This window comes from Actinotalea fermentans (assembly GCF_007991475.1).
GTDB lineage: Bacteria > Actinomycetota > Actinomycetes > Actinomycetales > Cellulomonadaceae > Actinotalea > Actinotalea fermentans.
In genome coordinates, this window is sequence record NZ_BJYK01000001.1 from 942,298 (window position 1) to 967,088 (window position 24,791).

A 24,791-nucleotide genomic window follows, 5' to 3' on the forward strand; every position below is an offset into this window, starting at 1 on the left:
GCACGTCACGCCCGACGCGCGGGGCCTGCGCCCGTCTGGAGCACTAGCACGTCGACGCCTGCAGGGACGGTCGCTCGAGCGCCTCGGCCGCCCGGTACAGCACCCGGGCGAGACGCGCCCGGGCGGCGATGCTGCGGCGCCGCCCACGCCGCTCGTCCGGGACCACGGGGGCTCCCGGCAGGGCCGAGTGCGACAGGGCCCATGAAGCCTCGACGGCCACGAGGGCCAGTCCTTCGTTCATCTCATCCTCCTGCTACCACTCATCACCGCTATGCTGGAATCGTAGCGGTTGTGCTACCAGCGATCTACGTTTTATTGGTAGCAGTTCTGCGTCACGCGCCATCACGAGCCCCGGGAGGACCGTTGGAGAGCACGGCCGCACCCGCCCGCGCCACGACCGGCGAGGGCCGCGAGTGGTTCTGCCTCGACGTGGTCAACCTCGTGGACACGCGCGAGGAGGCCGCGTACACGTACGCGCAGGTGCTCGACTGGGTCCGCGACGCGGGCGGGCTCTCCCCCGCCGTCGCCGCGGAGCTCGCGTCGGCGGCCGCCGGCGCCCCCGAGGACGCCGCCGACGAGGTGCGCCGCATGGTCGAACTGCTGCGCGCCGAGTTCACCGTGTTCCACGGGCTCGCGACCGCCGGACGCACCGACGACGCGCCGCTGGCGGCGATCCAGGCGGTGCACGCCGAGGCCCTCGCGCACGGGCGGCTCCAGCACTCCGAGCGCGGCTTCGACTGGACGTGGGAGCCCGATCTGCGCCTGCCCCGCTGGCTCGTGGCCCGCTCCGCGATCGAGCTGGTCACGGGCGGGCCGCTGGGCCGCGTGAAGGTGTGCGCCTCCGAGGACGGCTGCAACTACCTCTTCGTCGACACGTCGAAGAACAACAGCCGACGCTGGTGCAGCATGGCCGACTGCGGGAACACCGCCAAGGCCCGGCGGCTCACAGAGAAGCGCCGGGCGAGCCGCGTCGCCGACCGCTGAGCGGCCAACGACGGGCCCGGTCGGGTCGGTCATGTGCGTCATGATCACGACCGTAGGAATTCGAGCGCGCTCGAAGTCCAGGGGTTATCGCCGGGAGATCGACGACCGCCCTGGACGGGTCAGGCGCGCGTCGCCCAGAACGCCACGGCGGATGCCGCCGCGACGTTGAGCGAGTCCACTCCGCCGGCCATCGGGATCCGCACGACGACGTCGGACGCCGCCACCGCGCGCCGGCTCAGGCCGTCGCCCTCCGTGCCCAGCAGCAGAGCCAGCCGCTCGGGTGGCGAGGCGACCAGCTCGTCGAGCGTGACGGCGTCGTCCGCGAGCGCGAGCGCCGCGACCGTGAAGCCCGCCGCGCGCAGGTCACCCAGCCCGTCCGGCCACGGCTCCAGTCGCGTCCACGGCACCTGGAAGACGGTGCCCATCGACACCCGGACGCTGCGGCGGTAGAGCGGGTCCGCGCAGTCCGGCGAGACGAGGACCGCGTCGACGCCGAGCGCCGCCGCCGACCGGAAGACGGCGCCGACGTTGTTCGACTTTGGTGCGCGACCTACTTCGCGCCGCTCCTCTTCGAGCTAGGGACATACTCCCAGAAACTCGGGTAGAAGCGAGAGAGAGGACTCTCGGCCGCTTCACCGTCCTCCATCGCCGCTCGGCACTGGCGGGCGATCTCCTGGCGATGAAGGTCTAGTTTCGGGACGAGCGTATAGATGCTCGACATGTCAATGACGACGGTTCTGAACTGCCCAACGTCGAAGGGAAGGGTATCCGCTGACCGGATGATCTGGACGACCGGCTTCCGAGTTGCGTGCCTGAGGGCAAGCTCGTAGTAGACGTTGGGATTACCGAAGCTCAGGTCGGCGATTACCATCTTTGCGCGCGCAAGGTGATCGATTACTTGGCCGGTAATCATGCCAGGCTTGCTGATCTGGTCGGCCCGCACAGGCTCAAGACCCAACTCGCGCAGCGCCGGTTCGATGAGCGACGAGAGGACCAGGTCGGCATGCAACCGTTGCTCAGAGTCCTCGGCCCCGATCGGAGACACAACGAAGCAGGTGCCTTGAAGGTCAGTCCTAGCAGTCACCGCTGGCTGAGGCTCGGGTGAGGCAGTGACCGCCGCCGCACGCTCAGGCGTTGTGTCACCGCCGCTCGCGCGACCAGTCACGATGGCGTCTTCCTCGCTCGCGTCAGGCAGGCGGTCCAAGACATCTTCTGCCGAGACGAGGTGCTCCGACCCCCCAATGGTTCGGATCAGACCCAGATCCCGGGCGTTCGCAAGGAACGTCTCCACCGCCTCGGCAACTTCTGCCTCGTCGACGCCTGCATCCGCCATTGCGTCCCTTAGGACTTGCACGCTGGGCAAGCGACTGCTCTTGTACTTCTCGAACACCGCCTTGAATGGAGGGACCTCCATGATTGCGAGCTGGATGCGCGCCTTGAGTCGGGAGGCTGCCGGGACAAGCGCGTCAGTGGCGAGGCGACCCTTGTCGGTCAGGTCCAGGAACTCGGCCTTGTAGCTTCCCGTGGTGATCCCATACTGCGCGCTCGCCGTGATGAGTTTCCGCGTGAGGCTGCTGTCCGGTGACCGCTCGACGGCCTCCAGGAGGGTGAGCCTGCGGATCTGTTGGCCCGCGCCGTGCTTCTGGATCGCGTCGGCGATGAAGAGAGCCTCCGCGAAGGATGTCCCGGGAAACGAGCGCTCTCGCCGTCTCCTGGCCTTCTTCTCAACGGCACCGTCGCCGTTCTCGCCGTTCTCAGTTGGAGCTTCGCTGGCGTCGTCGCTCGACATGAGGCGGACTATAGTCCGGCGCGCCACGGGCCTGGGCCTACTTCGGTCGCGTCTCCCAGAACGCTACCGCCGCCGCAGCAGCAACATTGAGAGAGTCAACACTGGCGGCCATGGGTATACGAACGACGACATCGGCTGCGTCAATGGCGTGACGTGAGAGGCCGTCACCCTCGGTACCGAGGACGAGCGCCAGACGGTCCGGAAGCGCCGCGCTGAAGTCGTCGAGCGGCACGGCACTGTCGCTAAGCGCGAGCGCCGCCACTGTGAACCCATGCAGACGTAGCTCCTCCAAGCCGTCAGGCCAGGGGTCGATTCGCGTCCACGGCACCTGGAACACAGTGCCCATCGAGACGCGGATGCTCCGCCGGTACAGCGGGTCGGCGCATCGCGGTGTGACGAGCACTGCATCGACGCCGAGCGCTGCTGCACTCCTGAATCCCGCTCCAAGATTCGAGTGATCGACAACATCTTCGAAGATCGCGATGCGTCGAGGTGGCGCAGCAAACCCGAAGCCGGTGCCGACGTTCGTGTGGTCGACGATGCCCTCGAGCACCGCCACCCGACGTGCGCCCGCTCCCCCACGGGCCGCGGACAGCAGGTCCGCCACGGCGGGCAGCTCCGGGCGCTGCATCGCCGCCAGCGCACCGCGGTGCAGGTGGAAGCCCGTGAGGGTCTCCACGATCTCGGCCGGGCCCACGTACACCGGCACGTCGCCGAACCGGGCCTCGACGTCGGCGAGCAGGTCCGCGAGCTCGGGCAGCCAGCGCTCGGTCATGAGGAACGACCGCGGCCGGTGCCCGGCCTCGAGGGCCCGGAGGATGACCTTCGTCGACTCCGCCATGTACAGCCCGCGCTCCGGCTCGAGCCGGCGGCGCAGCGCGACGTCCGTCAGCCGCGTGTAGTCGGCGAGGCGCTCGTCGTCGAGGTCGGTCAGACGGATGATCGGCACGCGAGGATTCTGCCGCGCGTCGCGCCTGCGCGACGTACCCACGAATTCTCCCGGCCCGGACGGGGTCAGCGGGCGGTCGCCGCACCTACGCTCCCTCCATGGGCGGTCTCGGCGCGCGCGTCGCCAGCAGCGTCTCGACGCTCGCCCCCGGCTACTTCGCCCTCGTCATGGCCAGCGGCATCCTGTCCGTCGGCATGGAGCTTCGCGGCCACCACACCCTCTCGTGGGCCCTCCTGGTCGTGTGCGCGCTCGCGTACGCCACGCTCGGCACCCTGACCGCGCTCCGGATCGCCCGATTCCGGGAGCTCGTGGCCGACGAGTTTCGCGACCCCCGCCGCGGGTTCGGCTTCTTCACGTTCGTGGCCGGGACGAACGTGCTCGGCGTGCGGCTCGGCATGGAGGGTGCGCACACGGCCACGGCCGCACTCCTCGCCGTCGCCGGTGTCGGCTGGCTCGTCCTGGGGTACGTGGTGCCGTGGACCGCGGTCCTCGGGCGCAGCGAGCGGCCGGTCGTCGCGACCGCCAACGGCACATGGTTCATCTGGGTCGTCGCGAGCCAGTCGGTCGCCGTCGCCGCCGCCTCGCTGGAGCCCGTCGTCACCACGGGCCGGCGCGAGCTCGCGGTGCTCGCCGTCGTGTCGTGGTCCGTCGGCGCGTTCCTCTACGCGGCCGCGGGCGTCATCGTCGCGCTGCGCCTGATGCTCTACCCGCTGCTGCCCGAGGACCTGACGCCGCCCTACTGGGTCACCATGGGGGCGCTGGCGATCACCGTGCTCGCGGGCGCACGCATCGTCGAGATGGCCGACGCACCCATGGTCGACGTCACGCGCGGGCTCGTGGCCGGCCTGTCCGTCGGCTTCTGGGCGTTCGCGACCTGGCTGATCCCCGCTCTGGTCGCGGCAGGCTGGTGGCGCCACGTCACGCACCGCGTGCCCCTGCGGTACGAGTCGTCGTTGTGGAGCATCGCGTTCCCGTTCGGCATGTACGCCGTCGCGGGCATCTACCTGGGCCGCGCGGACGGCCTGCCCATCGTCGGCACCGTCGGTGCCGCCTGGCTCTGGGTGGCGTTCGCCCTGTGGTCGGCCCTGCTCGTCGCGATGCTGCGCCACCTGTGGCGGACCGTCCTCCGGCGCCCGGCCCACACGCCCGCGGGCCCCGACCGGATCACCGGTGGGGCCCGCGGGGGACGGCGCTGATGCGTCCGAGCGCTCAGTCGACCTCGGCTGCGGCGGCCGCGAACTGGCTCGCGTACAGGCGCGCGTAGGCTCCGCCCGCCTCGATGAGCTCGGCGTGCGAGCCCTGCTCGACGATCGCGCCGTTCTCCATCACCAGGATGACGTCCGCGTCGCGGATCGTGGACAGCCGGTGCGCGATGACGAACGAGGTCCGGCCCTGCCGCAGCGCCGCCATGGCGTGCTGGACGAGCACCTCGGTGCGGGTGTCGACCGAGCTGGTCGCCTCGTCGAGGACGAGGATCGGCGGGTCGGCGAGGAACGCGCGGGCGATGGTCAGCAGCTGCTTCTCGCCGGCGCTGACGTTGCTCGCCTCCTCGTCGATGACCGTGTCGTACCCGTCCGGCAGGGTGCGGACGAACCTGTCGACGTGCGTGATGCGCGCCGCCTCGACGACCTCGTCCTCCGTCGCCCCGAGCTTCCCGTAGGCGACGTTGTCGCGGATGGTGCCGCCGAACAGCCACGTGTCCTGCAGCACCATGCCGATGTTCTGCCGCAGCTCCTCGCGGTCCATCTGCGCCACGTCCACGCCGTCGAGCGTGATCCGGCCGCCGTTCAGCTCGTAGAACCGCATGAGCAGGTTGACCAGCGTCGTCTTGCCGGCACCGGTCGGGCCGACGATGGCGACCGTCTGGCCGGGCTCCGCCACGAGCGACAGGTCCTCGATGAGCGGCGCGTCCGGCGAGTAGCTGAACGCGACGTTCTCGAAGGCCACGCGCCCGCGCACGACGTCCGGGCGCGGCCCGGCGGCCGGCTCCGGCGACTGCTCCTCCGCGTCGAGCAGCTCGAAGACCCGCTCGGCCGACGCGAGGCCCGACTGGAGCAGGTTCATCATCGACGCGACCTGCATGATCGGCTGCGTGAACTGGCGCGAGTACTGGATGAACGCCTGGACGTCGCCGATGGTCATCGACCCCGACGCCACCCGCAGCGCACCCACCACCGCGATGACCACGTAGTTGAGGATGCCGATGAACATCATCGCCGGGTGGATGAGGCCCGAGATGAAGTGCGCCTTGAACGTCGCCTCGTAGAGGGCCTCGTTCTCGGTGTGGAACGTGTCGGACGCCGCCTTCTGCCTGCCGAAGACCTTCACCAGCGCGTGCCCGGTGTACATCTCCTCCACGTGCGCGTTGAGCGTGCCGGTGCGCTGCCACTGGGCCGTGAACTGCGGCTGCGAGCGCTTGGCGATCATGGCCGTGACCACGCCCGAGACCGGGATGACGACGAGCGAGATCACCGCGAGCAGCGGCGAGATCCAGAACATCATGGCCAGCACGCCGAGGATGGTCAGCACCGAGCTGATGAGCTGGCTCAGCGTCTGCTGCATCGTCTGGGCGATGTTGTCGATGTCGTTCGTCACGCGCGAGAGCAGCTCGCCGCGCGGGTGGGAGTCGATGTAGGACAGCGGGACCCGCCCGAGCTTGGCCTGCACCCGCTCGCGCAGGCGGAACACGGTCCGCTGCACGATGCCGGTCGTCACCAGGCCCTGGAGGTAGCCCAGCAGCCAGGCGCCGAGGTAGAGCGCGAGCGCGATCATCAGCACCCGGCGCAGGTCGTCGAAGTCGATGCCGACGCCCGGCACGACGCCGTCCGTCGCGCTGATGACGTCGGCCAGCTCCGTCTGACCCTGAGCCCGCAGCCCCTCGACGATCTGGTCCGTCGTCGCGCCCGCGGGAGCCTGCCGGCCGAGCTGGATGCCGAGGAACCCGCGGAAGACGACGTCCGTCGCCCAGCCGAGCACCTTCGGGCCGAAGACCGTGCCGGCGACGCTGCCCAGCGTCAGCAGCACCACGAGGGTGAGCCGGCCCCGCTCGGGGCGCAGCTCGCCCAGGAGCCGCCTGAGCGAGCCCTTGAAGTCGAGCGGCTTGGCCGTGGGCATGCCCATGCCCATGTGCCCCATGGGGCCACCACCCGGGCGACGCGCGGGCGCGTGCTGGCGCCCCGCCCGTCCGGTACCGGCCGCGGGGGCCTCCGCAGCCGCCGCGCCCTCGGCCGCGGTCGCCGGGGCGTGCTCGGTGCTACCGGTGCGCGCGCTCATGCCGCCTCCTCCTCGGTGACCTGGGAGAGCACGATCTCCCGGTACGTCTCGTTGTCGGACATGAGCTCGTCGTGCGTCCCGATGCCCACCACCGCGCCGTCGTCCAGGACGACGATCCGGTCGGCGTGCCGGATGGTGCTCACACGCTGCGCGACGACGACCACCGTCGCGTCCTTCGTCTCGGGCGCGAGCGCGGCGCGCAGCGCGGCGTCGGTCGCGAAGTCCAGCGCCGAGAACGAGTCGTCGAACAGGTAGATCTCCGGCCGGCGCACGAGCGCCCGGGCGATGGCCAGGCGCTGGCGCTGCCCGCCGGAGACATTCGTGCCGCCCTGCGTGATCTCGGCGTCGAGCCCGCCCATCTCCCGGACGAAGTCCGCGGCCTGCGCCACCTCGAGCGCGTGCCAGACCTCCTCGTCGGTGGCGTCCTCCTTGCCGTACCGCACGTTGCTGGCGACGGTCCCGCTGAACAGGTACGGCTTCTGCGGGACGAGCCCGATCGTGCCCCACAGCGTGTCCAGGGCCAGGTCGCGCACGTCGACGCCGTCGACCAGCACCGCGCCCTCGGTGGCGTCGTAGAGCCGTGGGACCGTGCCGAGCAGCGTCGTCTTGCCCGAGCCGGTCGAGCCGATGATCGCCGTCGTCTCGCCCGGGGCGGCGACGAACGAGACGTCGCGGAGGACGGGGTCGGTGGCGCCGGGGTAGGCGAACCCGACCCCGCGCAGCTCGAGGTGTCCTCGGCGCGCAAGCTCGGTGACGGGCACCTGCGGGGGGACGACGCTGGTCCGCGCGTCGAGCACCTCGCTGATCCGGCCCGCGGAGACCTCCGCGCGCGGGACCAGCATGAACATCATCACGGCCATCATCACCGAGATGAGGATCTGCATGAGGTAGCTCAGGAAGGCCGTCAGCGACCCGACGCCGAGGCCGTCCTGGATCTCGTAGGCGCCGAACCAGAGGACCGCGGCGCTCGACAGGTTCATGATCAGGAACACGGTCGGGAACATGAACGACATGAACCGGCCGACGCGCAGGCCCACGTCCATGAGGTCCGCGTTCGCACCCGCGAACCGCACCTTCTCGTGGTCGTCGCGGACGAACGCGCGGATTACCCGGACGCCGCCGATCTGCTCGCGCAGCACGCGGTTGATCGCGTCGATCCGCTTCTGCATCGACTGGAAGAGCGGCCGCAGCCGCACGACGGCGAACCCGAGCAGCGCGCCGAGCATCGGCACGATGACCACCAGCAGCCACGACAGCTCGACGCTCTCGCGGAGCGCCATGATCACGCCGCCGACGAGCATCACCGGGGCGGCGATCATGATGGTCAGGGTCATGTACACGACCGTCTGGACCTGCATGACGTCGTTCGTGGTCCGCGTGATGAGCGACGGTGCGCCGAAGCGGCCGAGCTCGCGGGCCGAGAACGTCTGGACGTGGTCGAAGACGCCCGCACGCAGGTCGCGGCCGATGGACATCGCGACCCTCGCCCCGGCGTACACGGCGCCGATGGAGGCCCCGATCTGCACCACGGTGATGGCGAGCATCAGGCCGCCGAGCCGCATGATCAGGCCCGTGTCGCCCTGCGCGACGCCGTCGTCGATGATGTCGGCGTTCAGGCTGGGCAGGTAGAGGTTGGCGACCGCCTGCGCCAGCTGCAGGACGACCACCACGCTCACCAGGCCGCCGTATGCGCGAAGCCGGCGGGAGAGCAGCCGGATCAACATGTGTGGTCCTCCGAGATCGGATGGCGGACGGCGCCGTCGCAGAACAGCGTCGCGAGGTCGTGGGGGCCGAGGACGGGCCGGGGCCCGGGGCCGAGTGGTCGGTTGATGGTGAGCACGAAGCCGACGAGCATCCGCGCGCAGAGCGCAGGCTCGAGGCGCAGCTCCGCCGCATGAGGATCCAGCACGTTCGCCACTGCGCGCACCACGATTTCGACCGGGTGGTCGGCCCAGCCCGGCTTGTGCGCGTGCCCAGGGTGGCCGTGCCCGTGGGGCGTGGCCGTCGGCTGACCCAGCGAGGCGAACATCTCGTGGCTGACCGCGACGAGCGAGGCGACCCCCACGGCGTGCTCCTGCAGGATCGCCACCGTCTTCGCGATCGCGATCCGCACCGGCAGCTCACGCTCGACCCCGGCCAGCTGCTCCAGCGCGGGGGTCGGGTCCAAGGCGCGCTCGATGGCGGCCCGCACCAGCGCCGCCTTGTCCGGGAACACGCGGAAGAGCGTGCCCTCGGCGACGCACGCGGCGTCGGCGAGCTCGCGGGTGGTCACGGCGGCGCCGCGCGACCGCAGGAGCGGGATGGCCGCACCGACGATGGCGTCGCGCCGGTCCTCCGGTGACATCGGAGCGGCGCGCCGGCCACGGTCGCCCGGGGCAGCGGGTTCCACGGGGGGTCTCGGAGTCACGGGGCGCAACGCTAGCACAAGTGAGTGAGCACTCACTCATTCGTGTTGCCGAGGCTCGCGCGGCTGCCGTGCCGCACTCGCGACAGGGCGCCGCGGCATACTCGGCGACGTGCCCGACCGCCCCGCCGCCGTCGCCGCGCTCCCCGCGGCCCCGGGCGTCTACCGCTTCCGGGACGCGGCGGGGCGGGTGGTCTACCTGGGCCGCGCCACCGACCTGCGCAGCCGGGTCGGCTCCTACTGGGGCGACCTGCGCGACCGGCCGCACCTGCGCCGGATGGTCCCGCAGGTCGTCGACGTCGAGGCCCTCACCTGCGCCTCCGTCCACGAGGCCACCTGGCTCGAGCGGAACCTCCTCGAGCGCAGCAAGCCCCGGTGGAACCGCGTCCGGGGCGGCCTGGAGGTGCCGACGTGGATCGCGCTCGTGGAGGGCGCCGGGACGGCGGAGCTCCGGGTGCTGCACTCCCCCGACGACGCGCCCGGGGCCGCCGTGTTCGGCCCCTACCTGGGCGGTGGTCAGAGCCGACTCGCGGTGGCCGGCCTCGACCGCGTGCTCGCCCTGTCCTACGCAGGGGCGCGGCGCGGCGGCTTCGACCAGGACATGGCGCGCCTGCGCGGCGTCGCCGACGGCGACCTGCCCGCACGCGTCGAGCGCGCGGGCGCCGTGCTGTCCCGCGAGCCCGCCGCCGTCGCCGCGGCGCTCGACGCGTTGACCCGCCGGCGCCAGGAGGCCGCCGGGGCCTGCGCGTTCGAGGTCGCGGCGAGGATCCAGGCGGAGCTGGAGGCCGTCGCGTGGGTCACGGCGGAACAGCGCGTGACGGCGCCGCACGCTCCCGGCACGACGACCGCGCCGCGCACCCTGAGCCGCACGGGTCCCGCGCCCGGTCCGCTCGCCACGGGCCCGCGCGTCGTGCACCTGCACGGCTACGCCGGCGGCGTGCTGGTCTCGTTCGAGGTCCGCGACGGGCGGCTCGACCGCTGGCACCAGGAGGCCGCCGACGAGGTCCGGGCGGCCACGCGGGTGGCGGCCACGCCGGAGGCCTGGCGCACCTTCACGCGCGAGGCGGCCGAGCTCGCCGCGCGGCTGCGCGACGCGCGCTGACCCGGGCGACCTCGGCCGTGGGCGTGCTCACCAGGTCCCTCAGCTGCGGGCGCGAGCGCTCCACCGCTCGCCGTGCCGGACCACCTCAAGGTCCAGCCCGAAGGTCGCCGACAGCTGCTCCGCGGTGAGCACCTCCGCCAGCGGGCCGGCCGCCGCCACGCGACCGCCGCGCAGCAGCAGGGCGTGCGTGAAGCCGGCCGGGATCTCCTCGACGTGGTGCGTGACCAGGACCATCACCGGGGAGCGCGGGTCGCGGGCGAGCTCGGTGAGCGCACCGAGCAGCTCCTCACGCCCGCCGAGGTCGAGGCCCGCGGCCGGCTCGTCGAGCAGGAGCAGCTCCGGGTCCGTCATGAGCGCCCGCGCGATCTGGGCGCGCTTGCGTTCGCCCTCGCTGAGCGTGCCGAACGTGCGCTCGGCCAGTCCGCCGACGCCGAACACGTCCAGCAGGACCCGCGCGCGCTCGTGGTCGAGGGCCTCGTAGCGCTCCCGCCACCGCCCGGTCATCCCGTACGCGGCCGTGAGCACGACGTCGAGCACGCGCTCCGACGGCAGGATCCTGTCCGCCAGGGCCGCCGACGCCACGCCGATGCGCGGCCGCAGCTCGAAGAGGTCGACGGTCCCGAGGCGGGAGCCGAGGACCGCAGCGGTCCCGCTGGTGGGGTGCATGCGCGCCGAGGCGATCTGCAGCAGGGTCGTCTTGCCGGCGCCGTTCGGCCCGAGCACCACCCAGCGCTCCCCCTCGGCGACGTGCCAGGAGAGGGCGTCGAGGATCGTCGTCGTGCCGCGCCGCAGCGTCACGTCCTGCAGGTCGAGCACCATGGCCCCGACCCTAACGTGCGCGCGGCACCGCTCGCCGGAGCGGCTAGGTTGGCCCGGTGGGTGCGTCGGTCCTGGACCTGCCGCGGTCGGTGACACTGGCCGCGTGGCTGCCGCACGTGCGCGGCGGGACCGCGCTGGCCGAGCGGGCGGTCGCCGGCGTGACCGACGACGACGAGCCGCACGCCGTGGTCGCGCACGACGGCGGGTGGACGCCCGGCAGCACGCTCACCGACCTGCTCCTCGCCTGGGGCATGCCCGGCGTCGCCGTCGCGGCCGTCCTGCCCGTGCCCGGCGACGTCGTCGGGGTGCCCGCGCAGGTCAGCGCCGCCGCCGTGGAGGCGGGCGAGTGCGTCCTGGTCGAGACGCCCACGGGCGCGTTCGCGGCGGTGCCGGACGTCCGGTCGTTCGGCAGCCCCGCGGAGCCCGGCCACCTCGTCACGTGGCGGGTGCTGCCGGTGCCGGCGTGGACGCTCGGGGTGATGGCCGCCATCGGTTCGCTGGCCGACGCCGAGCGCGAGCTGCGCGAGGCGCTGCGCACGGCCACGGAGGCGCTCGACCGGCTGGACGTCGCGCGGTGGCGGGAGGACGCCGTCGCCGCGCTCGCGTCGCTGCGCGCCGAGCCCGACGTGCGCGCCCTGCCGCCCGGGCTGGAGCCCCGGCGCGCCCGCGTCCTCGCCCTCGCGGCGCGCCTGCGGGTGATCGTGGAGCTGGCCAGCGATGACGACGGCGGCGCCGTCAACCTCTGGCAGGCGGACCAGCGCAGCGCGGCGCTGCGGCACGTGGACCACGCCGCGCGTCGGGCGATGTGCGCGGCCACCCTGGTGGTGCCGGGCTGACGGCCCGGGCCCTCAGCCCTCCAGGACGGACCGGTAGACCCGCACGGTCTGCTCGGCGATCGCCTGCCAGGCGAAGTGCTCCTCGACGCGCTCGCGCGCCGCGAGACCCATCCGAGCCGCCCGGCCGGTGTCGGAGACGGCCTGCCGGAGCGCCTCTCCGAGGTCGGCCACGAACTGCGCCGGGTGCACCGGCGTGCCCGTGCCGTCGCTCACCTGCTCGATCGGCACCAGCCAGCCCGTGACACCGTCGTCCACCACCTCGGGGATGCCGCCGGTCCTGGTGCCCACGACGGGCAGCCCGCACGCCATGGCCTCCAGGTTGACGATGCCCAACGGCTCGTAGACCGAGGGGCAGACGAAGACGGTGCCGGCCGAGAGCACGGCGATGAGCTCGGCACGAGGCAGCATCTGCTCGATCCACACGACGCCCTGGCGACGCTCACGGAGGTCCTCGACCAGGCCGGCGACCTCGCGCGCGATCTCGGGCGTGTCCGGAGCGCCCGCGCACAGGACCAGCTGGACGTCGGCCGGGAGGTGCTCGGCCGCGCGCAGGAGGTACGGCAGGCCCTTCTGCCGCGTGATCCGCCCGACGAAGACGACGGCGGGACGGGTCGGGTCGATGCCGAGCGCCCGGACGGTCGCGTCCGCGCGCTCCGCGTCCTCGCCCTCCGGCCGCCGCCAGCCCGCCAGGTCGATGCCGTTGTGCACGACGTGCACGCGGTCCGGGTGCACGTGCGGGTAGACCCGCAGGATGTCGTCGCGCATGCCGCCGCTGACGGCGATCACGGCGTCCGCGTGCTCGTAGGCCGTCCGCTCCGCCCAGCCCGAGAGGGCGTACCCGCCGCCGAGCTGCTCCGCCTTCCACGGACGCAGCGGCTCGAGGCTGTGCGCGGTGACGATGTGCGGCACGCCGTGCAGCAGCGCGGCGACGTGCCCGCCGAGGTTCGCGTACCAGGTGTGGGAGTGCACGACGTCGGCGCCCGCCACGTCGGCCGCCATGAGCAGGTCGACCCCGAAGGTCCGCAGGGCCGCGTTGTGCTCGGCGAGGCCGGCGGGGACGTCGTACCCCGACACCCCCGGCGCATCGCGGGGCCCGTCGAAGCACCTGACCTGCACCTCGAGGTGCTGGCGCAGCACTGCGGCGAGCTCGGTGACGTGCACACCGGCGCCGCCGTAGACGTGTGGGGGGTACTCGCGGGTGAGCAGGTCGACGCGCATGACGACACGCTAGCGATGATCAGCCGGATCGTCTGGCCCACGACCACACCGGGGCCTAGGGTCGGATGCATGGCAACGCCGCGCGTACTCGCGATCGTCCTGGCAGGCGGGGAGGGGAAGCGGCTCATGCCGCTGACCGAGGAGCGTGCCAAGCCGGCCGTGCCCTTCGGCGGTCTGTACCGGCTCGTCGACTTCGCGCTGTCGAACCTCGTCAACAGCGGCTACCTGCAGATCGTCGTCCTCACCCAGTACAAGTCGCACAGCCTCGACCGTCACGTCGCGCGGACCTGGCGGATGTCGTCGCTGCTGGGCAACTACGTGGCCCCGGTGCCGGCGCAGCAGCGGGTCGGCAAGCACTGGTACCTCGGCAGCGCGGACGCCATCTACCAGTGCCTGAACATCATCGAGGACGAGCGTCCGGACATCGTCGTCACCGTCGGCGCGGACCACGTCTACCGCATGGACTTCTCGCAGATGGTCGACGCGCACATGGCCTCCGGCGCGGAGTTCACGGTGTCGGCCATCCGGCAGCCGATCGGGCTCGCCGGCGAGTTCGGCGTCATCGAGACCCAGGCGGACGACCCCACGCGCATCGCCGCCTTCCGCGAGAAGCCGAAGGACCCGGTCGGCCTGGCCGACTCCCCCGGGGAGGTCCTCGCCTCGATGGGCAACTACGTCGCGAACGCCGACGCCCTCGTCGAGGCCGTCACGCAGGACGCGCAGAACCCGACGTCGAAGCACGACATGGGCGGCGACATCGTGCCCTGGTTCGTGGCCCGCAACACCGCGGGCGTCTACGACTTCATCCGCAACGACGTCGCCGGGTCCACGGACCGCGACCGCGACTACTGGCGCGACGTCGGAACCATCGACGCCTACTACGACGCCCACCTGGACCTCATCTCCGTGAGCCCGGTGTTCAACCTCTACAACACGAAGTGGCCGCTGTTCACGGGCAACTCCGGCCTCCCGCCGGCGAAGTTCGTGCACGCAGGTCCGGGTCGTCTCGGCCACGCGGCGGACTCGCTCGTGTCCCCCGGCGTGATCGTCTCGGGTGCCACGGTCTCCGGGTCCGTGCTCTCCCCCGGCGTCTACCTGCACTCGTGGGCGTCGGTCAGCGACTCCGTGGTGCTCGACAACGCCGTCGTCGGGCGGCACGCGCAGGTGCACCGCGCGATCCTGGACAAGAACGTCGTCGTGCAGGAGCGGGCGCGCGTGGGCATCGACCCCGAGCACGACCGCGCCCGGGGCTTCACGGTGAGCGAGGGCGGCGTGACGGTCGTGCCGAAGGGCACCGTCGTCACGGCCTGAGCGGCGGTCAGCCGATCGGGTGGACGAAGAACCCCGACCGCAGCTTCGGCTCGAACCACGTCGACTTCGGCGGCATCACGAGGCCCTCGTCGGCCACGTCCATGACCTCCTCGGTCGACGTCGGGTGCAGCGCGAACGCCGCCGCGAAGGCCCCTGAGTCCACGAGCCGCTCGAGCTCGGCGGTGCCGCGGATGCCGCCCACGAACGCGATCCGCTCGTCGGTGCGCGGGTCGGCGATGCCGACGAGCGGGCCGAGCACGCGGTCCTGGAGCACCGACACGTCCAGGCGCGCGATCGGGTCGCTCTCGTCGGCGACGTCCTCGTGCGCCGTCAGCAGGTACCAGCGGCCCGCCAGGTACAGGCCGAACTGGTGGCGTCCCGGCTCGGGAGCACCCTCCACCAGCAGCACGTCGAAGTCGGCCGCGAGCGCCGCCAGGAACGCGTCCGCGTCCCGGCCCGCGAGGTCCCGCACCACGCGGTTGTAGGCGAGGATCGTCAGCTCGTCCGCGGGGAAGACCACGACGGGGAACTCGTCCGCGCCGGGCCCGGCGAGCTCGGCGGCGACGCGCGCGGCGGCGGCGCTGCGGTGGTGGCCGTCGGAGACGTACAGCGTCGGCACGCGGGCGAACGCGGCCTCCAGGACCCCCGCCTGCTCCTGCGGCACCGTCCACAGCGTGTGCCCGACGCCGTCGTCGGTCACCAGGTCGTACTCGGGCTCGCCGGCGGTCACGGCCGCGAGGACCTCGGCGACGGTCGACGCCCCGTCGGCCGCCGGGCGGTACATGAGGAACACCGGCTCGTCGTGGGCCCGCAGCACCGCGATGTGGCGCGTCCGGTCGGTCTCCTTGTCGTGCCGCGTGTGCTCGTGCGTGGCGATCACGCCGCTCGCGTAGTCCGCGACGCTCGCGCAGCCGACGACGCCCGTCTGCACCCGCTCCCCCATCCGCTGCCGGTAGACGAGCAGGCCGGGCGCGTCGTCGGCGACGAGCACACCGCGGGCCAGGAAGTCCTCCAGCGCCGCGCGTCCGGCGGCGTAGACGCCCTCGGTGTGCGGGTCGACGTCGTCGGCCAGGTCGATCTCGGGCCGCGACACGTGCAGGAAGCTGTCCGTGCTGCCAGCGGCGAGCGCCCGCGCCTCGGCCGTGTCGACGACGTCGTACGGCGGCGCGGCGACGGCGGCGACGCGGTCGCGGGGCGGACGGAGGGCGCGGAAGGAGCGGATCGTGGCCACGGGCCCACTGTCCCAGAACGCGCCCCGGCCGCGGCTCCGCGCGCCACGGACCGGACGCCCCGGGAGGCCGGCGGGCTCAGTCGCGCCAGGCGGGCCGGACGACGTCGACCAGCCGTGCACCCATCGGTTCGAGCTCCGCCCAGGGCCCCACGACCTCGAGCACGGCGTACGACCCGGTGGGCAGGCCCGCGCGGACCTGGGCCAGGTGGGCGGCGGAGGCGCTGCCGGCCAGGTGCGCCGCGGCACCGGACATCGCCGGCTCGTGCCCGACCACGAGCAGCGTCCGCACGCGCGCGTCCGTCGCCGTCACGTGGTCGACGACCTCGCCCGGGTGCGCGCCGTACAGCGCGTCCGACAGCACGACCTCCGGCTCGGGCACGTCCGCGAGCGCCGCCGCGACGTGCGTCCAGGTCTCCTGGGTGCGCAGCGCCGACGAGACGAGCACGCGCTCGGGGATCAGGCCCGTCGCGCGGAGCGCGGCACCCACCCCGCCCGCCTGCCGGACGCCGAGGCTCGTCAGGCGGCGCAGCTCGTCGGCGCCACCCGCGTGCTCGGCCTTGGCGTGCCGGAGCAGGACCAGCCTGCGCACGGTGCCGGGCACGTCACTGGCCCATCGCGTGCACGCCACCGTCGACGTGGACGACCTCGGCCGTCGTGGCGGGGAACCAGTCCGAGAGCAGGGCGCAGACCGCGCGCGCCGTCGGCTCCGGGTCCGCGCTGTCCCAGCCGAGCGGCGCACGCTCGGACCAGCCGCCCTCCATCTGCTCGAAGCCCGGGATGTGGGTCGCGGCCGTCGTCCGGACGGGCCCGGCCGCCACGAGGTTGACGCGCACGCCCTGCGGACCGAGGTCGCGCGCCAGGTACCGCGCCGTGGACTCGAACGCCGCCTTGGCCACGCCCATCCAGTCGTACACGGGCCACGCGTAGCGGGCGTCGAAGGTCAGGCCGACCACCGACGACCCGGGGGCCAGCAGCGGCTGGGCCGCCACGGCGAGGGCCTTGAGCGAGTAGGCGGAGATGTGGACCGCCGTCGCGACGTCCTCCCACTGCCCGCTCAGGAAGTTGCCGCCCATGACGGACTGCGGCGCGAACCCGATCGAGTGCACGACGCCGTCGAGGTGGTCGACGTGCTCACCGACGCGCTCGGCGAGCGCGGTCAGGTCGTCCGCCGAGGTCACGTCCAGCTCCACCACCGGCGCCGGGGTGGGCAGGCGGCGGGCGACGACCGAGGTCAGTCGCGTCTGGCGACCCGGTGCGGTCAGGACCACCTCGGCGCCCTCCTGCTGCGCCAGGCGCGCCACGTGGAACGCGATCGAGGTGTCCACGAGGACCCCGGTCACCAGCAGCTTCTTGCCCTCGAGCAGCCCCATCGGCGCTCTCCTTGTCGTCGGTGGTGGCACGGCGCGCACGGGCGCGCCGTGATCGGTCTATCCAAGCGCGATCAGTGGCCCATGCCCAGGCCGCCGTCCACGGGGATGACGGCGCCGCTGATGTACGCGGCGTCCGGCGAGGCGAGGAAGTGCACGACGCCGGCCACCTCCGTCGGCTGCGCGAAGCGCCCGGCCGGGATCGCGGCCTTGTACGCGTCCTGGCGCTCGGTCGGCAGGGCCGCGGTCATCGCCGTGTCGATGAAGCCCGGCGCGACGACGTTCGCCGTGATGCCCCGACCGCCCAGCTCCCGCGTGATCGAGCGCGCCATGCCGATCAGGCCCGCCTTCGACGCCGCGTAGTTGACCTGCCCCTGTCCGCCGTACAGGGCGATCACGGAGGAGACGAGGATGATGCGCCCGCGCCGCTGCCGGATCATCCCGGTCGCCGCGCGCCGCACGCAGCGGAACGCGCCCGCGAGGTTCACGTCGAGCACCTGGTCGAAGTCGTCGTCGGTCATCCGCATGAGCAGCTGGTCGCGGGTGATGCCCGCGTTGGCGACGAGGACCTCGATCGGCCCGTGCGCGGCCTCGACCTCCGCGAAGGCGGCGTCGACCGCGGCGGAGTCCGTCACGTCCCCCGTGACACCCAGCACGCCGGCCGGCGGCTCACCGCCCCTGTCGAACGAGGCGACCTTGTCCCCGGACGCGAGGAACCGCTCGGCGATCGCCTGGCCGATCCCCCGGCTGGCACCGGTGACGAGGACGCTTCGGGGGGTGGTGTCCGACACGCGGGGACCTCCTGTGCTCGCTGGATCGGGTCCCGCAGGCGCGGCCCCGACCGACCGTAGCCCACGGCGCTGCCGCGCCGAGATGACGCCTCGCACAAGGCCGGGGGGCCGACGCTGTGGGGCCCCGACTGCCGCGCCTAGACTCAGGAGGTGAAGCCGCAGCGACCTGACGGCAGCGCAGACCAGCGCCCTGCCGCGTCCGCTCCCGGCACGCCCGTCCGCATCACCGCGGTGCCGGCCCCGCTGTCCGACGACGTCTCGGCCCGCGCGCGGCGCTACCTGATCCAGATGACGATCCGCGTCGTGTGCTTCCTCGGCGCCGTCGTCGTGGACCACTGGACGCGCTGGGTCCTGCTGGCGGGCGCCGTCGTCCTGCCCTACGTCGCCGTCGTGCTGGCCAACGCGGGCCGCGAGCGCCGCAGCGACCCCGGGACCTACCTGGACGCGCCCACGCCCCCGGTGCTGCCACCCGGCCCCGGCCCGGCCGGCCGCTCCGGCGCGGCAGACTGAGCACGTGGACGACGAGCGGGTGGACGACGAGCACGTGGACGACGAGCAGGTCAACGACGCGGCGGCGAGCGACGTGAGCGACCTGGAGTGCAGCTCGCGCGGCTGCCGTGCGCCGGCGCAGTGGGGTCTGCTGTGGAACAACCCCCGCATCCACACGCCGGAGCGGCGCAAGGTCTGGCTGGCCTGCGACGACCACCGTGAGCGCCTCGAGCGGTTCCTCGGCAACCGGAGCTTCCTGCGGGACACCGTGCCGGTGGCCGGTCTCGCCGAGGCCCTCGAGGGACCGCACGGCGCGGCCGACGAGCCGTGAGTCTCCGCCGCGCGGCGTCCGTGATGGCCGTCGCGCTGCTCGTCGCCGCCGGGTGCGTGCTCGCCGGCATCTGGCAGTGGACCCGCCACGAGGACCGCAGCGCCGCCGTCGCGCTCGTCTCGGCCAACTACGACGCCGCCCCGGCGGCGCTCGCCGACGTCGTCGGGGACGGCCTGCAGCCGGGCGAGGTCTGGCGGCCGGTGACCGTCCGAGGCGACTACGTGGGCGCCGCCGTGCTCCGCAACCGGCCGGTGTCGGGCACGCCCGCCGCCCACGCCCTGGGGGTGCTCGAGGTCGCCGACGGGCCGTGGCGGGGCCGGCTGCTCGTCGTCGACCGGGGCTGGTTCCCGGCGGCGGAGGCGTCAGCGGGCCGGCCGGTCCCCCAGGGCACGCTGGACGTCGTGGTGCGCCTGCGGTCGGCGGAGCCGCGCGCGGAGCGCGACGCCCCGGCAGGTCAGGTCCAGGCCATCGCCGTCGACCAGGTCCTGGAGGCTGCGGGGCTGCAGGGCGCCGACGTCGTGCCCGATGCGTACGGCGTCGTCGCGACCGAGGACGGCCGGGTCCCGGACGACGTCACCCCGGTGCCACGGCCCGACGCCGACCTCGGGCCGCACCTGTCGTACGCGTTCCAGTGGTGGGTGTTCGCCACCGGGGCCCTGGTGGGCGGCGTCGTGCTCCTCCGCCGGGAGGAGGCGGAAGGGGCGGCATCGCAGGTCGCGACCGCGGACGAGGGTGGCACCGCCGAAGCGGGCGCGCGGGTGGGCACGACCGTGCGCGCGACGCCTCCTCCATCGGAGGGCGCGACGCGCGCGGCGCGGCAGCAGCCACCCGCGGCGGCGACGCGTCGACCCCACCGTCGTCGGCCGACGGCCGAGGAGGAGGAGGACGCGATCCTCGACGCCGCCGAGGGCCGGTCCGGCCCTCTCAGCCCCCGTTCTTGATGGCGGCGCGGCGGGCCTCCGCCGCCGCCCCCCGGGTCGCGCCCCCGCGGCTGCGCATCTGCACGCCGGACTCGGCGAGCACACCGTGCACGAAGCCGTAGGAACGACCGATGTCCTCGGCCATCGACCGGATGCTCTCGCCGCGCTGGTAGCGCTCGACGAGGGTCTGCGCGAGGCTCTTGCGCCCCTCACCAGTGATCCGGGAGCCCTTGGGCAACCTGTCGCTCATGTGGTGCCTCCTGTGTCGTGCGAGCGGTGTCACGCGAGCGAGACGAGGTCCGCGTAACTCTCGTTCCACAGATCTTCGTCCCCGTCGGGCAGGAGCACCACTCGATCCGGCGCCAGACTTTCCACGGCCCCTTCATCGTGAGTGACCAGAACAACTGCCCCCTCGTATCGGCGCAGGGCCGACAAGATCTCCTCGCGACTCGCCGGGTCGAGGTTGTTGGTCGGCTCGTCGAGCAACAGCACGTTAGCGGCCGAGACGACCAGCGTCGCGAGCGCGAGCCGGGTTTTCTCGCCACCCGACAGAACCGCCACCGGCTTGTCCGCGTCGTCGCCCGAGAACAGGAACGACCCGAGCACCGAGCGCACCTGGGTGTCCGTGAGGTCGGGGGCCGCGTGCCGCAGGTTCTCCACCACCGTCGCGCCGGCGTCGAGCGTCTCGTGCTCCTGCGCGTAGTACCCGAGCTTGAGCCCGTGACCTGGGACGACCTCACCCGTGTCGGGGCCCTCCACGCCCGCGAGCAGGCGCAGCAGCGTCGTCTTGCCGGCACCGTTGAGGCCGAGCACCACGACGCGGCTCCCCCGGTCGATCGCCAGGTCCACGTCCGTGAAGACCTCCAGCGACCCGTAGGACTTGCTCAGGCCGGTCGCCGTCAGCGGGGTGCGCCCGCAGGGAGCGGGCGTCGGGAACCGGAGCTTGGCCACCTTGTCGCCGGCGCGCTCGGCCTCCAGCCCGGTGAGCAGGCGCTCCGCCCGTCGGGCCATGTTCTGCGCCGCCACGGCCTTGGTCGCCTTGGCCCGCATCTTGTCGGCCTGCGCCATCAGGGCGGCGGCCTTCTTCTCCGCGTTGGCCCGCTCGCGCTTGCGACGCCGCTCGTCGGTCTCCCGCTGCAGCAGGTAGGCGTCCCAGCCGAGGTTGTACTGGTCCAGCTCCGCGCGGTTCGCGTCCAGGTGGAACACCTTGTTCACGGTGGTCCGCACGAGGCCGACGTCGTGGCTGATGACGAGGAAGCCACCCGGGTACGCGGCGAGGAAGTCGCGCAGCCACAGCACCGAGTCGGCGTCGAGGTGGTTGGTCGGCTCGTCGAGCAGCAGCGTGTCCGCGCCGGAGAACAGGATGCGCGCGAGCTCCACCCGCCGGCGCTGGCCACCGGACAAGGTGCCGACCGGCTGGTGCAGCACGCGGTCGTCGAGGCCCAGGTTCGCCGCGATGCGGGAGGCCTCGCTCTCCGCCGCGTACCCGCCCGCGGCGGTGAACCGCGCGTCGAGCCGGGAGTAGCGCTCCATGGCGGCGTCGCGCTTCGCGTCGTCGGCGCTCGCCATCGCCGCCTCGGCGGCGCGCATCGAGCGGATGATGTGGTCGAGCTCGCGCACCGAGAGGATCCGGTCCATGGCGAGCATGTCGAGGTCGCCCGTGCGCGGGTCCTGGGGCAGGTAGCCGACGTCGCCGCTGCGCACGACCTTGCCGGCCGTCGGCATGCCCTCACCCGCCAGGACGCGCGTGAGCGTGGTCTTGCCCGCGCCGTTGCGCCCGACCAGGCCCACCCGGTCGCCCGGCGCGATCCGGAACGACGTGGGGACGAGCAGCTGACGGACTCCGACGCGCAGCTCGACGTCCTGCGCGGTGATCACTGCCGTTTCCTCTCACACCGATGACCGGGCCCTGTGGGCGGACACAAACGCCGACCATGGTACGACCCGCTAGCGTGACGCCCGATCCATTTTCCCCGGCCCGGCTGCCCGGCGGCCAGGACCCGACGCCCCGGGAGCCCCGATGAACGCCGACCGCGAGCAGTCGCTGCCCGCCCCCGACGGCGCGGCCGCCGCGCCCGGTGCCCTGCCGCACACCAGGGCGTGGAGCACGACCGACCTCTCGCTCATCGCCACGTTCGCCGCGGTGATCGCCGTCGGCTCGCTCGTCGCCGTCCCGGTGTCAGGGGTGCCGGTACCGGTGACGCTGCAGACCTTCGCCGTCCTGCTCGCCGGCGCCGTCCTGGGTGCCCGGCGCGGGAGCCTGGCGGTGCTGCTCTACCTGGCCGTGGGTCTGGCGGGCCTGCCGATCTTCGCGCAGGGGTTCGGAGGACCGGCCGTCATCGGGCGGGCGAGCGCCGGCTACCTGCTCGCCTTCCCCGCCGCCGCGTGGCTGATCGGCGCCGTGGCGGAACGGTCGGCGCGCCGTGGCTGGGGCGTGCGCACCGGATCGCTCGTCGTCGGCGGGGTCGTCGCCTCGCTCGTCGTGTATGCCGTCGGGGTGCCGGTCATGGCCGCCCGCACGGCCATGAGCCTCGGCGAGGCCGTCACCTTCAACAACCTCTTCGTTCCGTTCGACGCCGTGAAGCTCGGGCTGGCCGTGCTCGTCGCCACGAGCGTCCACCGCGCGTTCCCGGACCTTCTCCCCCGCCGCTGACCGCGCCGGCGCCGTGATCGAGCTCCACGAGGCGGGCGTCACCGTCGAGGTACCCGGCCCGGCCGGGACCCTCGAACGGCGGGTCGTGCTCGAGCCCCTCACCTGCACGCTCACCGAGCGGCGCATCGCGGTCATCGGTGCGAACGGGTCGGGCAAGTCCACGCTCGCCCGCCTGGTGAACGGCCTGCGCCCCGCCACCACGGGCCGGGTCACCACCTGCGGGCTCGACGTGGCGACCCACGGCGCGCGCGTGCGCTCGCTCGTCGGCTTCGTCTTCACCGACCCGGACGCCCAGCTCGTCATGCCGACCGCGCTCGAGGACGTCGCCCTGTCCCTGCGCCGGGCGGTTCCCGACCGGCGTCAGCGGGAAGCCCGGGCCCGGGAGGTGCTCGAGCGGTTCGGGCTCGGGGAACGGGCCCACACCCCGGTGCACGCCCTCTCCGGTGGGCAGAAGCAGCTCCTCGCCCTCGCCGGGGTCCTCGCGACGGAGCCACAGGTCCTCGTCGCCGACGAGCCGACGACGCTCCTCGACCTGCGGTGGCGAAGGGTCGTGGAGGACGTCCTGGACGAGGTCCCTGCACAGGTGCTCCACGTGACGCACGACCTCCAGGCCGTCGAGCGCGCAGACCGGGTCCTCGTCGTCGACCAGGGCCGGGTCGTCGCCGACGGCCGCGCGGCCGAGGCCGTTGCCGCCTACCGGGACCTGATGGCGGTCAGGTGAGCCGACCGCCCCGCGCGTGGACGGACCCCGTCGGCCTCTATCGGCCCGGGGACACGGCGCTGCACGCCGCACCGGCGGGCCTCAAGCTCGCTGTCCTCGCCGCGCTGGGCGTCGCCGTCGTCGTCGTGCGCGGGCCGTGGCCCGCCCTTGCCGCCTTGGGACTGGGGGGCGGGGCGGCCGTCGTCGCCCGGCTGCCGTGGCGCGCCACGGCGGCCGGCCTCGCACCCGTGACGCTCACCTCCCTCCTCCTCGGCGGGTACCAGGCATGGCAGCGCGGCCCGGCCCTCGGCGTCGAGGTCGCCGCAGACCTGCTCTCGGTCGTCGCCGCCGCCACGGTGGTCACCGCCACGACCCCGGTGGACGTCCTGCTCGACCTCCTCGTCCGTGCACTCCGGCCGCTCCGGCGCGTCGGGCTCGATCCGGATGCCGTCGCGCTGACGGTGGCGCTCATGCTCCGTGCGATCCCCGCGCTCGGTCGTCTCTTCGTCGAGGTCCGGGACGCCGCCCGGGCCCGCGGCCTCGAGAGGGCCCCCCGAGCGGTGCTCGTGCCGTTCGCCGTCCGCACGGTCGGGCGCGCACGAGCCACTGGCGAGGCGCTGGCGGCGCGCGGGCTCGGCGACTGAGCCACACGGCGTCTCGCAGGCGCGCGCACGCGCCCGGCCCTACCGTGATCACATGACGTTCAGCGAGGGTGGCAGCTTCGAGGGCGGCCGGGTCGGCACCCGCCGGGGCGGCGGGCGCGGTGCAGCGCTCGGCGGCGGCGGCATCGGCCTGGCGATCGTCGCGTTCCTCATCTACCAGTTCACGGGCGTCGACGTGAGCGGCGAGCTCGCGAGCCTGCAGGGCGGCGTCCAGGCGCCCGGCGGCCAGGAGGAGATCGGGACCATCGGCGAGTGCTCCGTCGCCCAGGCGAACGAGCAGCGCGACTGCCGCCTGTCGGCCACCGTGCAGGCGCTGGACGAGTACTGGGACCAGACGCTCCCGACCGAGGGTGCCAGGCTCACGGTTCCCGACGTCTGGGCGTTCGACGCCGCGACCTCCACGGGCTGCGGCGACGCGACCTCCCGGACGGGGCCCTTCTACTGCCCGGCCGACCAGTCCATCTACCTGGACCTGACCTTCTTCGACCTGCTCATCAGCGAGTTCGGCACCTCGGGTGGCCCGCTCGCGGAGATGTACGTCACGGCGCACGAGTACGGGCACCACGTGCAGAACCTGCTGGGCACGATGGACGGGCTCGACCGGAGGGACACCGGCCCCACCTCCGACGGCGTCCGACTCGAGCTCCAGGCCGACTGCTACGCCGGCATGTGGGTCGGAGCCGCGGCGACGACGCAGGACCCGGACCGCCCCGGGGTGACCTTCCTCGAGCCGCCGACGCAGGCCGAGCTCGCCCAGGCGCTGTCCGCCGCGGAGGCGATCGGCGACGACCACATCCAGGAGCAGGCCGGCGGGGGTGTCAACCCCGACCTGTGGACCCACGGCTCGAGCGAGCAGCGCCAGCGCTGGTTCACCGTCGGCTACGAGCAGGGCACGCTCGCGGCGTGCGACACCTTCTCCGCCGAGGAGCTGTAGGCCCGGTCCGAGGACCTGCGGGCCCGGT

The 24,791-nt window shown here is 73.3% G+C and carries 26 protein-coding genes and 1 pseudogene; 12 read left to right on the plus strand and 15 right to left on the minus strand.

Going from position 1 to position 24,791, the window contains the following annotated elements; genetic code table 11:
- Positions 1-43: 43 nt before the first annotated feature.
- Positions 44-241 (minus strand): hypothetical protein, encoded by a 198-nt coding sequence (locus tag AFE02nite_RS04350; protein WP_034246149.1) that lies wholly within the window; start codon positions 239-241, stop codon positions 44-46.
- Between the two features lie 122 nt (positions 242-363).
- Here AFE02nite_RS04350 and AFE02nite_RS17580 point away from each other — a divergent pair, with 122 nt between their 5' ends.
- Positions 364-984 (plus strand): CGNR zinc finger domain-containing protein, encoded by a 621-nt coding sequence (locus tag AFE02nite_RS17580; RefSeq protein ID WP_052113679.1) that lies wholly within the window; start codon positions 364-366, stop codon positions 982-984.
- A 119-nt stretch (positions 985-1,103) separates the two neighbouring features.
- Here the strand turns inward: AFE02nite_RS17580 and AFE02nite_RS04360 are convergent.
- From AFE02nite_RS04360 to AFE02nite_RS04370, 3 genes and pseudogenes are all read right to left on the minus strand, one after another.
- Positions 1,104-1,514 (minus strand): annotated as a pseudogene (locus AFE02nite_RS04360) (TrmH family RNA methyltransferase); the annotation flags it as partial.
- Between the two features lie 20 nt (positions 1,515-1,534).
- Positions 1,535-2,773, minus strand: a complete 1,239-nt coding sequence (locus AFE02nite_RS04365) for a hypothetical protein (protein ID WP_052113680.1) — start codon at positions 2,771-2,773, stop codon at positions 1,535-1,537.
- Positions 2,774-2,810: 37 nt separating this feature from the next.
- The gene (locus AFE02nite_RS04370) at positions 2,811-3,764 is read right to left on the minus strand and encodes a TrmH family RNA methyltransferase (RefSeq protein WP_407643066.1); all 954 of its coding nucleotides are present in this window, start codon (positions 3,762-3,764) and stop codon (positions 2,811-2,813) included.
- Between the two features lie 56 nt (positions 3,765-3,820).
- Between AFE02nite_RS04370 and AFE02nite_RS04375 the strand changes: the two genes are divergently transcribed.
- Entirely contained in the window at positions 3,821-4,918 is a 1,098-nt protein-coding gene (locus AFE02nite_RS04375) for a tellurite resistance/C4-dicarboxylate transporter family protein (protein ID WP_052113681.1), read from the plus strand.
- Between the two features lie 13 nt (positions 4,919-4,931).
- On the opposite strand, the gene AFE02nite_RS04380 is transcribed toward AFE02nite_RS04375, so the two are convergent.
- From AFE02nite_RS04380 to AFE02nite_RS04390, 3 genes are read right to left on the minus strand one after another with little or no spacing between them, the layout of a single operon-like run.
- Entirely contained in the window at positions 4,932-6,995 is a 2,064-nt protein-coding gene (locus AFE02nite_RS04380) for an ABC transporter ATP-binding protein (protein WP_052113682.1), read from the minus strand.
- Positions 6,992-8,719 carry an ABC transporter ATP-binding protein gene (locus AFE02nite_RS04385; RefSeq protein ID WP_034246153.1) on the minus strand — a complete coding sequence of 576 codons (1,728 nt, stop codon included), beginning with the start codon at positions 8,717-8,719 and terminating at the stop codon, positions 6,992-6,994. The genes AFE02nite_RS04380 and AFE02nite_RS04385 overlap by 4 nt, the downstream gene beginning before the upstream one ends.
- Positions 8,713-9,402: a TetR/AcrR family transcriptional regulator gene (locus AFE02nite_RS04390; protein ID WP_146819125.1), complete on the minus strand. Its 690-nt coding sequence runs from the start codon at positions 9,400-9,402 to the stop codon at positions 8,713-8,715. The genes AFE02nite_RS04385 and AFE02nite_RS04390 overlap by 7 nt, the downstream gene beginning before the upstream one ends.
- Before the next feature lie 109 nt (positions 9,403-9,511).
- On the opposite strand from AFE02nite_RS04390, the gene AFE02nite_RS04395 reads away from it, so the two are divergent.
- Positions 9,512-10,501, plus strand: coding sequence for a hypothetical protein (locus AFE02nite_RS04395; RefSeq protein ID WP_146819126.1), 990 nt, complete (start codon positions 9,512-9,514; stop codon positions 10,499-10,501).
- A gap of 39 nt (positions 10,502-10,540) precedes the next feature.
- Here AFE02nite_RS04395 and AFE02nite_RS04400 read toward each other — a convergent pair whose 3' ends face one another.
- Complete coding sequence (locus AFE02nite_RS04400; RefSeq protein ID WP_146819127.1) at positions 10,541-11,320, minus strand: ABC transporter ATP-binding protein; 780 nt, start codon at positions 11,318-11,320, stop codon at positions 10,541-10,543.
- Between the two features lie 56 nt (positions 11,321-11,376).
- On the opposite strand from AFE02nite_RS04400, the gene AFE02nite_RS04405 reads away from it, so the two are divergent.
- Positions 11,377-12,156, plus strand: a complete 780-nt coding sequence (locus AFE02nite_RS04405; RefSeq protein ID WP_146819128.1) for an FAD-binding oxidoreductase — start codon at positions 11,377-11,379, stop codon at positions 12,154-12,156.
- 12 nt (positions 12,157-12,168) lie between these two features.
- Here AFE02nite_RS04405 and glgA read toward each other — a convergent pair whose 3' ends face one another.
- Complete coding sequence (gene glgA, locus AFE02nite_RS04410; protein WP_034244838.1) at positions 12,169-13,374, minus strand: glycogen synthase; 1,206 nt, start codon at positions 13,372-13,374, stop codon at positions 12,169-12,171.
- A gap of 69 nt (positions 13,375-13,443) precedes the next feature.
- Here glgA and glgC point away from each other — a divergent pair, with 69 nt between their 5' ends.
- Positions 13,444-14,685: a glucose-1-phosphate adenylyltransferase gene (gene glgC, locus AFE02nite_RS04415; RefSeq protein WP_034244836.1), complete on the plus strand. Its 1,242-nt coding sequence runs from the start codon at positions 13,444-13,446 to the stop codon at positions 14,683-14,685.
- 7 nt (positions 14,686-14,692) lie between these two features.
- Here glgC and AFE02nite_RS04420 read toward each other — a convergent pair whose 3' ends face one another.
- From AFE02nite_RS04420 to fabG, 4 genes are all read right to left on the minus strand, one after another.
- On the minus strand, positions 14,693-15,916 hold the full coding sequence (locus AFE02nite_RS04420) for a DUF1015 domain-containing protein (protein ID WP_034244834.1): 1,224 nt from the start codon (positions 15,914-15,916) through the stop codon (positions 14,693-14,695).
- A gap of 76 nt (positions 15,917-15,992) precedes the next feature.
- Positions 15,993-16,505: a SixA phosphatase family protein gene (locus AFE02nite_RS04425; protein ID WP_261765450.1), complete on the minus strand. Its 513-nt coding sequence runs from the start codon at positions 16,503-16,505 to the stop codon at positions 15,993-15,995.
- A gap of 13 nt (positions 16,506-16,518) precedes the next feature.
- Entirely contained in the window at positions 16,519-17,286 is a 768-nt protein-coding gene (fabI, locus tag AFE02nite_RS04430) for an enoyl-ACP reductase FabI (RefSeq protein WP_034244830.1), read from the minus strand.
- A 71-nt stretch (positions 17,287-17,357) separates the two neighbouring features.
- Complete coding sequence (gene fabG, locus AFE02nite_RS04435) at positions 17,358-18,074, minus strand: 3-oxoacyl-ACP reductase FabG (protein WP_034244828.1); 717 nt, start codon at positions 18,072-18,074, stop codon at positions 17,358-17,360.
- Positions 18,075-18,224: 150 nt separating this feature from the next.
- Here fabG and AFE02nite_RS04440 point away from each other — a divergent pair, with 150 nt between their 5' ends.
- From AFE02nite_RS04440 to AFE02nite_RS04450, 3 genes are read left to right on the plus strand one after another with little or no spacing between them, the layout of a single operon-like run.
- Positions 18,225-18,584 (plus strand): DUF3099 domain-containing protein, encoded by a 360-nt coding sequence (locus AFE02nite_RS04440; protein ID WP_146819130.1) that lies wholly within the window; start codon positions 18,225-18,227, stop codon positions 18,582-18,584.
- Between the two features lie 34 nt (positions 18,585-18,618).
- Positions 18,619-18,894: a PH domain-containing protein gene (locus tag AFE02nite_RS04445; protein WP_052113551.1), complete on the plus strand. Its 276-nt coding sequence runs from the start codon at positions 18,619-18,621 to the stop codon at positions 18,892-18,894.
- On the plus strand, positions 18,891-19,835 hold the full coding sequence (locus AFE02nite_RS04450) for an SURF1 family protein (RefSeq protein WP_034244826.1): 945 nt from the start codon (positions 18,891-18,893) through the stop codon (positions 19,833-19,835). Before AFE02nite_RS04445 ends, AFE02nite_RS04450 begins: the two co-directional genes overlap by 4 nt.
- On the opposite strand, the gene AFE02nite_RS04455 is transcribed toward AFE02nite_RS04450, so the two are convergent.
- On the minus strand, positions 19,819-20,064 hold the full coding sequence (locus tag AFE02nite_RS04455) for a helix-turn-helix domain-containing protein (protein WP_034244824.1): 246 nt from the start codon (positions 20,062-20,064) through the stop codon (positions 19,819-19,821). The two genes, AFE02nite_RS04450 and AFE02nite_RS04455, sit on opposite strands and share 17 nt — an antisense overlap.
- Positions 20,065-20,093: 29 nt before the next feature.
- On the minus strand, positions 20,094-21,692 hold the full coding sequence (locus AFE02nite_RS04460; protein ID WP_034244822.1) for an ABC-F family ATP-binding cassette domain-containing protein: 1,599 nt from the start codon (positions 21,690-21,692) through the stop codon (positions 20,094-20,096).
- Between the two features lie 142 nt (positions 21,693-21,834).
- Between AFE02nite_RS04460 and AFE02nite_RS04465 the strand changes: the two genes are divergently transcribed.
- The 4 genes from AFE02nite_RS04465 to ypfJ are packed head-to-tail and all read left to right on the plus strand — an operon-like array spanning position 21,835 to position 24,763.
- Positions 21,835-22,467 carry a biotin transporter BioY gene (locus AFE02nite_RS04465; protein ID WP_034244821.1) on the plus strand — a complete coding sequence of 211 codons (633 nt, stop codon included), beginning with the start codon at positions 21,835-21,837 and terminating at the stop codon, positions 22,465-22,467.
- Positions 22,468-22,480: 13 nt separating this feature from the next.
- Positions 22,481-23,188 (plus strand): energy-coupling factor ABC transporter ATP-binding protein, encoded by a 708-nt coding sequence (locus AFE02nite_RS04470; RefSeq protein WP_034244819.1) that lies wholly within the window; start codon positions 22,481-22,483, stop codon positions 23,186-23,188.
- Complete coding sequence (locus tag AFE02nite_RS04475; protein WP_034244817.1) at positions 23,185-23,811, plus strand: energy-coupling factor transporter transmembrane component T; 627 nt, start codon at positions 23,185-23,187, stop codon at positions 23,809-23,811. Before AFE02nite_RS04470 ends, AFE02nite_RS04475 begins: the two co-directional genes overlap by 4 nt.
- 52 nt (positions 23,812-23,863) lie before the next feature.
- Positions 23,864-24,763 (plus strand): KPN_02809 family neutral zinc metallopeptidase, encoded by a 900-nt coding sequence (ypfJ, locus tag AFE02nite_RS04480; RefSeq protein WP_034244816.1) that lies wholly within the window; start codon positions 23,864-23,866, stop codon positions 24,761-24,763.
- Positions 24,764-24,791: the final 28 nt, after the last annotated feature.